8 protein-coding genes and 2 pseudogenes are annotated in these 6,814 nt (G+C 68.2%); 7 read left to right on the forward strand and 3 right to left on the reverse strand.

Annotation, left to right across the window (positions count from 1 at the left end):
* Positions 1-414: 414 nt before the first annotated feature.
* A pseudogene (locus ACWDTP_RS18065) lies at positions 415-1,521 on the forward strand (MinD/ParA family ATP-binding protein); the annotation flags it as partial.
* A gap of 40 nt (positions 1,522-1,561) precedes the next feature.
* Here ACWDTP_RS18065 and ACWDTP_RS18070 read toward each other — a convergent pair.
* Together ACWDTP_RS18070 and ACWDTP_RS18075 are read right to left on the reverse strand one after the other, a co-directional pair.
* Positions 1,562-1,858, reverse strand: a complete 297-nt coding sequence (locus tag ACWDTP_RS18070; RefSeq protein ID WP_450022131.1) for a YbaB/EbfC family nucleoid-associated protein — start codon at positions 1,856-1,858, stop codon at positions 1,562-1,564.
* Positions 1,859-1,877: 19 nt separating this feature from the next.
* On the reverse strand, positions 1,878-2,381 hold the full coding sequence (locus ACWDTP_RS18075) for a sigma-70 family RNA polymerase sigma factor (protein WP_450022133.1): 504 nt from the start codon (positions 2,379-2,381) through the stop codon (positions 1,878-1,880).
* Between the two features lie 200 nt (positions 2,382-2,581).
* Between ACWDTP_RS18075 and ACWDTP_RS18080 the strand changes: the two genes are divergently transcribed.
* From ACWDTP_RS18080 to ACWDTP_RS18100, 5 genes are all read left to right on the forward strand, one after another.
* The gene (locus ACWDTP_RS18080; protein ID WP_450022135.1) at positions 2,582-2,878 is read left to right on the forward strand and encodes a hypothetical protein; all 297 of its coding nucleotides are present in this window, start codon (positions 2,582-2,584) and stop codon (positions 2,876-2,878) included.
* Positions 2,879-3,336: 458 nt separating this feature from the next.
* The gene (locus tag ACWDTP_RS18085; protein ID WP_450022137.1) at positions 3,337-4,176 is read left to right on the forward strand and encodes an alpha/beta hydrolase; all 840 of its coding nucleotides are present in this window, start codon (positions 3,337-3,339) and stop codon (positions 4,174-4,176) included.
* A complete protein-coding gene (locus tag ACWDTP_RS18090; protein WP_450022139.1) occupies positions 4,173-5,156 on the forward strand; it encodes a hypothetical protein in 984 nt (327 codons plus the stop codon). The genes ACWDTP_RS18085 and ACWDTP_RS18090 overlap by 4 nt, the downstream gene beginning before the upstream one ends.
* A 63-nt stretch (positions 5,157-5,219) precedes the next feature.
* Positions 5,220-5,963: a DUF2786 domain-containing protein gene (locus tag ACWDTP_RS18095; RefSeq protein WP_450022141.1), complete on the forward strand. Its 744-nt coding sequence runs from the start codon at positions 5,220-5,222 to the stop codon at positions 5,961-5,963.
* Positions 5,960-6,433, forward strand: coding sequence for a TIGR04338 family metallohydrolase (locus ACWDTP_RS18100; RefSeq protein WP_450022143.1), 474 nt, complete (start codon positions 5,960-5,962; stop codon positions 6,431-6,433). The genes ACWDTP_RS18095 and ACWDTP_RS18100 overlap by 4 nt, the downstream gene beginning before the upstream one ends.
* Here ACWDTP_RS18100 and ACWDTP_RS18105 read toward each other — a convergent pair.
* Positions 6,430-6,714: a hypothetical protein gene (locus tag ACWDTP_RS18105; RefSeq protein ID WP_450022145.1), complete on the reverse strand. Its 285-nt coding sequence runs from the start codon at positions 6,712-6,714 to the stop codon at positions 6,430-6,432. The genes ACWDTP_RS18100 and ACWDTP_RS18105 overlap by 4 nt on opposite strands.
* A 4-nt stretch (positions 6,715-6,718) precedes the next feature.
* On the opposite strand from ACWDTP_RS18105, the pseudogene ACWDTP_RS18110 reads away from it, so the two are divergent.
* Positions 6,719-6,814: pseudogene (locus ACWDTP_RS18110) on the forward strand (allophanate hydrolase subunit 2 family protein); the annotation flags it as partial.

The following is a 6,814-nucleotide window of genomic DNA, read 5'->3' on the forward strand; positions in this document are numbered from 1 at the left end:
GAACCCGTCGAACCCGAACCGCCCGCGCCGCCCCAGGTGGAGCCGGAGCCAGCCGGCCCGCCGGCCCCCGCGCCGCAGCACTTCGACCCGCCCGACGACGGTCGGCCGTCGGAACCGACGGATACGCCTGCCGAGCCCGATCCGGTCGCGACCCCCGATTGGCCGCAGCCGCCGGCCGCCGCCGAACCCCCGCCCCCGGATGGCCCGCGACGCACCGGTCGCCGGATGCCCGCGCCGCCATGGCAGGCGGCGGATGATCCACCGGTCGAGGTGTTTCCCGCACCAGGGGACCGCGGGCTCGACGCAGCGTCGGACGCCGACGAGCCGTCCGGGCGGGGCCGCCCGGTGCCGCCGCGGGCGCAGCCCGAAGACCCCCGGCCGGCGTTCCGGCCGCCGCCACCTCCGGGCTGGAACCCCCCGCCGCCGCCACCACCCCCGCCGGGCTGGCCGGGCCCGCCACTGTGGACGCCGCCCCGCCGGGACCGGGTTCCACCGCCGGCGGGTGACGAACGGCAAGCCCCCGCGAGACCATCGCCAGGGCAGCGACGACCGCCGGGGCCGGATGCTGCCGGCACCGGTCCCCGGGATACCACCAGCCCGCCCGCGGCCCGGCCTTTCGACGGTGCGTCCCCGGACCACGAGCAGCTGGTGCCGCAATTCGGTTGGCGGCGAATGCTTTATCGGGCGACCAGGGGCCGGGTCAACCCGGGTGTGTCGGAGAAGGACCACGAGCAGCAGGACCTTTTGGAGCAGATCAGGCAACCCATCGCCAGCGACTTCCGGATCGCGGTGCTCTCGATCAAGGGGGGTGTCGGGAAGACGACGACGACCCTCGGGCTCGGTTCGGCGTTCGCGATGGTGCGTTCCGATCGCGTCATCGCCGTGGACGCGAACCCCGACCGCGGCACACTGGCCGAGCGCATTTCAGACTCGTCGACCTCTTCGACGGTGCGTGACCTGTTGCTCGACCCCGACCTGTCGCGCTACGCCGACGTCCGCAGGCACACCCGCATGGCACCCAGCCGACTCGAGGTGCTGGCCAGCGTGCAGGATCCCGCCGTGGCCGAGGTCTTCGGCGAAAGCGACTACCGACGCACGATCGAGATCCTGCAGGCGCACTACAACATCATCCTCACCGACTGCGGCACCGGGATCATGCACTCCTCGATGGCGAGCGTGCTCGACCTCGCGCACGCACTGGTACTCGTCAGCTCACCGGCCGTGGACGCCGCGCGCAGCGCCGCGGCCACGCTCGACTGGCTGAGCCAGCATGGCTACGGCATGTTGGCGCGGGAGTCGCACGTGGTTCTCAGCGGCGCTCGCGCGGGTTCACGATCACCCGTTTTCGACGAGGTCTTCGAGTACTTCGAGGCACGGAGCGGGTCCATCCACGTCGTCCCGTTCGAACCGCACCTGGCCAGGGGCGCCGACGTCGACTTCGCTATGCTGTCCGCCGACGCGGTGCGCGCCTACCTGGAGCTTGCCGGTGCCGTGGCCACGAAGTTTCCGCGGGTGAGCTGACCCGGTGTGAGGCGCTCCGCGCCGGTCGGCCCGGTGCTGTCTATTCCTCGGCTTCCCGGACTGGCTGAGCCCGGTTCCGGTACTCCTCCAGCAGGAATGCCTGTCGATCGGCGATGAGTTGGGCCGCGGCCTGCGCGATCCTGACGATCTGGTCGGCCAGGGCGTCGGGCCCGTCCAGGTATGCATTTTCGCGCAACCACAACCCGGTCGGTGCGCCCCACCCATCCACCTGCACACTCACCGACTGATCGGCATTGCTCACCGTCACCGAGAGCGAATCGATCTGTTCGTTGAGCGCCACGGTGAGGTCGCGCTGTTCGACGAGGCGTTCATTCACGAGGTTCGCACCCCCGGGTCTACGCGCACTCTCGTTGCATCAGGATCTCGCGAAGCGTCTTGCGGCCTCGATGGAGACGCGATCCGACCGTCCCCACCGGGATGTTCAAGATCTTCGCGATCTCGGTGTTGCGGTAGCCCTCGACGTCGGCGTAGAAGACGGTCGCCCGCAGATCGTCTGGCAAATCCCGGAGAGCGAGTACGGCGGCATCGGGCAGCGCGGACAGCACCTCTACCTCGGCCGACTGCCGGGCACGTGCCGGAAGCGAGCCAACCGAGATCAGCTGCTCTTCGGTCAAATCGCCGATGAGCTGCTCAGATGGCCTGCGCTGCGCGGTCCGATAGGAGTCCACCCAGGTGTTCACCATGATTCGGTGCAGCCATGCCTTGAGGTTGGAGCCCTCGCGGTAGGAGCCGTAGGACAAGTAGGCCTTGAGGATCGTCTCCTGAACCAGGTCCTCGACATCGACCCTCTGGGTACACAGATTCCACGCTTGCCGGAGCAGATGATCGGTCAGCGGCACGACGGTCTCGATGAAACGAGATGTTTGCGATCCTTCTGCGATGCCGTCCGCCGCGCCCTGCACTGTCTCCGAACGCAGACTGCGTAGGTGGCGCTCGGATGCTGAGGGTTCTCGCTGCGGCGGTGCAGAAGCGGCACTGACGTATGGCGAAGACATTATCAAAGCCCTTTCATGCAAGGTCTTTTCACTACGACTCTCCGGTGGCCGACAACGACCCCAACTTCAACGAAGGCTATGCCCAATTTGTTCACGCCGCATCTACGAGCGCCCGATGTGCGCCGGTCATCGAGCGAATCGGCGACGGCGTCATATTTGCTGAAGCGGCCGGAATGTCGATCTGGCAACGGATCGGCAGGCGTTTCGGAATTCGATGCCCGCGCGACCCGCGAGATCCTCGCCGCCGACCGGCGGTCAGACCGCCGTCGCGGATTTCGGCCAACCGTGCGCGCCGGGACCGGGCGGCGCAAATCGACGATCACTCGGCCGCGCCACCTTGAGCAAATGCTCACGGGTGGTCTGCGGGATCGATAAATCATCGATAACCGCAGTTGGTTATGGGTTTAGCGGACTCTGATGGGCCCGGTGCGGTGGCGAGCGAGGGGTTGTTAGGTCACACTCGAATTCGTGCGCGCGGCAATAATTTTCGCCGACGAAAGCCAGTGACCGCAGCGTGACGCAGGGTCGAACACTGTCAGGAACCCTGAGCATTTGTTCATGGTTAGCGTGACTCTCGCTCCGCGACGGACTCGCGGACCCGTACCGACCCTGTTCTCCAGCAAACAAACCGCCGGTAAGCCGAGCGTGCCGCCGCCAGGCATGTCGGACGAAGAGAGTTCATACTTCGGTCATTGTTGATCCGGCCCTCTGAACCGTGTCACCGACGCATCGGCGCCACTGACTCCGCCGAGGAACTCGGGTGGTGCTCCGCCACCCGCACACCGCTACCCTCTCGAGGGTGACCAGCACGCGCAGTGAGCGAAGCTTCGACGGCGTCGGCGGCGTTCACATCGTCTACGACGTGTGGACCCCCGAGGCCGAGCCGCGCGGGGTGGTCCTGCTGTCTCACGGCTACGCCGAACACGCGGGCCGGTACCACCACGTCGCACAGCGGTTCGGCGCGGCCGGCCTGATCGTCTATGCCCTCGACCACCGCGGGCACGGCCGGTCGGGCGGCAAGCGGGTGTACCTCAAGGACATGTCGGAGTTCGTCGGCGACTTCCACACCCTGGTCGGTATCGCCGCGGCCGAACATCCGGGCCTGGTCCGCATCGTGCTGGGACACAGCATGGGCGGTGGCATCGTCTTCACCTACGGCGTCGAGTACCCCGACGAGTACACCGCGATGGTGCTGTCCGGGCCGGCGGTGCAGGCCCAGGACGGGTTGTCCCCGGTGTTGGTGGCGGTGGCCAAGGTGCTGGGCAGGGTCGCGCCGGGGCTGCCGGTCCAGACCCTGGACGCCGACGCCGTCTCGCGGGATCCCGAGGTCGTCGCGGCCTACAAATCCGATCCCCTGGTCCACCAGGGAAAGCTGCCCGCAGGCATCGCCCGCGCCCTGATCGGCATCGGGCAGACGATGCCGCAACGGGCCTCGGCGCTCGCCGCCCCGCTGCTGGTGGTGCACGGGGAGAAGGACCGGCTCATCCCGGTGAAGGGCAGCAGGCTCCTGGTCGAGTGCGTGGCGACCGAGGATGTCCACCTGAAGGTGTACCCGGGCCTGTATCACGAGGTGTTCAACGAGCCGGAGAAGCAACTGGTGCTCGACGATGTCAGCGCATGGATTGAGGCGCATCTGTGAGAAGGATTGTCCTGGCACTGCTTTCGGTGCTCCTGGTGGCGGCCTGCGGCTCCCAGGCCGATGAGCAGCCCGATCAGCAGCCCGCGGGTTGGTCGGACAGTGACGTCAGTTTCGACGCCGACGGCCTGACCATCCACGGGACCTACCGCCATGAGGGCAGATCCGGTCCGGCCGCGCTGCTGATCTCGGAGAGCGGGCCGACCGACCGCAACGGTGACAACAAGGTCGTCGGCCCGGTCGGCAATATGCGGCAGCTGGCCGAGGCGCTCTCGGACAAGGGTGTGGCCAGCCTGCGCTACGACAAGGTCGGCACCGGCAAGACCGGGCTGGGGCCCTACGAACACAAGACCAACGAGGTGGTCAGCGGCGTCTACACGACGGGAGCGGCCGCCGCGTTGCGGTTCCTCGCCGACCAGCCCGACACCGACGATCTGTCGATCTATGCGGTGGGCGAGGGCGCCATCCACGGCATGTCGGTCGCCGGCGCCGGGGATCCGAAGGTCCATTCACTGGCGTTGTTGCAGCCGCTGGCGGGCCGCTATCTCGACATCATCACCAACCGGGTGCGGGCCGGGGCCACCCCCGAGGTGCTGACCGCGTGGCTGGGCGCCGTCGACGAGATCCGCACCAAGGGGACGGTGCCGCCGAAACTTCCCGAGGGGCTCAGCTCGATCGTCAACCCGGGCAACCTCAACGCCATCATCGAGGCCGACAAGATCGACCCGCTGCAACTGGCCGCGGCCCTGCCCGCCGGTATGCCGGTCCTGCTGACCTGTTCGGACTCCGATGCGCAGGCCGGCTGCGCGGCCGAACGCCCACTCATCGACGCGCTCAAACACACCGCGCTCACCGTGGTCGAACTCAAGGGCGTCAACCACATCCTGCGCGACGACCCGACCGACAACATCGCCAACTACACCAAGCCCGGTCCGCTGTCGCCCCAGGTGGTCGAGGCGCTCAACGGCTTCGTCGGTAAGTGATGTCGGGGGTTCTGGCTAGGTTGGGCGCATGACTGACGAGCGAGAAGCGGAGCGGATCGCGCCATGACCGACGACAAGATGCTGGCGCGCATCGCGGCGCTGTTACGTCAGGCCGAGGGCACCGACAACCAGCACGAGGCCGAGGCGTTCATGGCGGCCGCGCAGCGGCTGGCCACCGCGACGTCGATCGACCTGGCGCTGGCCCGCGCGCATTCGGCGCAGCGCACCAAGGCGCAGCTGCCGGTGCAGCGGACCATCACGATCGGTGCGGCCGGAACCAAGGGGCTGCGCACCTATGTGCAGCTGTTCGTGGTGATCGGGCTGGCCAACGACGTGAAATGCGATGTGGCGTCGAATTCGACGTTCGTCTACGCCTACGGGTTCGCCGAGGACATCGACGCCACCCACGCGCTCTACGCCGGGCTGGTGCCGCAGATGGTCAAGGCGTCGGAGGCCTACATCGCGTCCGGCGCGCACCGGCCGACACCGACCATCACCGCCCGGCTCAACTTCCAGCTGGCGTTCGGCGCCCGCGTCGGTCAGCGGCTGTCGGACGCCCGCGAGGAGGCCCAGCGGGAAGCCGACCGGGCCGATCGCCCCGGGACCGCTCTTGCCTTGCGGGACAAGGACATCGAGCTGAAGAGTTTCTATCGGCAGGCGTCGGAGGCGCGCGGCACGTGGCGAGCCACCAGCGCATCGGCGGGCTATTCGTCGGCCGCCAGGCGGGCCGGCGACCGGGCGGGCAAGCGGGCCCGCCTCGGCCCCGCCCCGGAGCTGGCGGGCGGACGCGGCGCACTGGAGAAATGACGGGCAGAGACACTCAACGCGCCAAGGTCTACGCGGCCGAGGAGTTCGTGCGGACGATGTTCGACCGTGCCGCCCAACACAGTTCGCGTGCGATCGACTTCTTCGGGACCCAGCTCACCCTGCCGCCCGAGGCCAGGTTCGGCTCCGTCGATGCGGTACAGCGCTACGTCGACGAGGTGCTGGCCCGCGTCGGGGGCGCCCCGGTGACCGTGCGCGCCCGCCGGGGCGCAGCGGCGGCCCACTACGAACTGATCGACGGTGCCGCCGTCATCGCCGTACCCGAACGGGACACCACGTGGGCGTTGCGGGAACTGGTGATCCTGCACGAGCTGGCCCACCACCTGTGCACCGAGAGCCCGCCGCACGGGCCCGCCTTCGTCGCCGCCTACTGCGACCTGTGCGCAACGATCATGGGGCCGGAGGTCGGGCTGGTGCTACGGATGGTCTACGGAAAAGAAGGTGTGGTCTAGACAGCGATCTTCATGGCGTCGAGTCCGTCGACCAACGTCTCGAGGCCCGGCCGAGTGATCGGCCCCGGATTGTGTACGAACCGCACGTCGAGTGACCAGTCGCCAAGTGCGACAGCCAGTTCGACGAGCGCGCCGGAATCCAGCTGTTCCTTTGCCGCGAACCGTGGCACGACTGCGATGTACCCGGCATCGCACGCAAGCCGCACCGCACACTCGGGAAGCCCAACGGTGTGAATGGGCGCGTCCTCATGGATCCGTCCGAAGGTCAGCTGACTGACCATGGTGTCCCTGGCCAACCGGCTGGTCGCCAATCCGGGCGAACGGGCCACGGTCGAGGTGACCTTCGGCGGATTCTCCGCGCGGGTACGTGGCGGCGATATC

It is taken from the genome of Mycobacterium sp. NPDC003449 (genome assembly GCF_053588415.1).

Bases quoted from the DNA above. Each gene is read 5' to 3' on its own strand.
- ACWDTP_RS18095 (WP_450022141.1), top strand. From the start codon at position 5,220: ATGACCGACGACAAGATGCTGGCGCGCATCGCGGCGCTGTTACGTCAG.
- ACWDTP_RS18100 (WP_450022143.1), top strand. From the start codon at position 5,960: ATGACGGGCAGAGACACTCAACGCGCCAAGGTCTACGCGGCCGAGGAG.
- ACWDTP_RS18105 (WP_450022145.1), bottom strand. From the start codon at position 6,714: ATGGTCAGTCAGCTGACCTTCGGACGGATCCATGAGGACGCGCCCATT.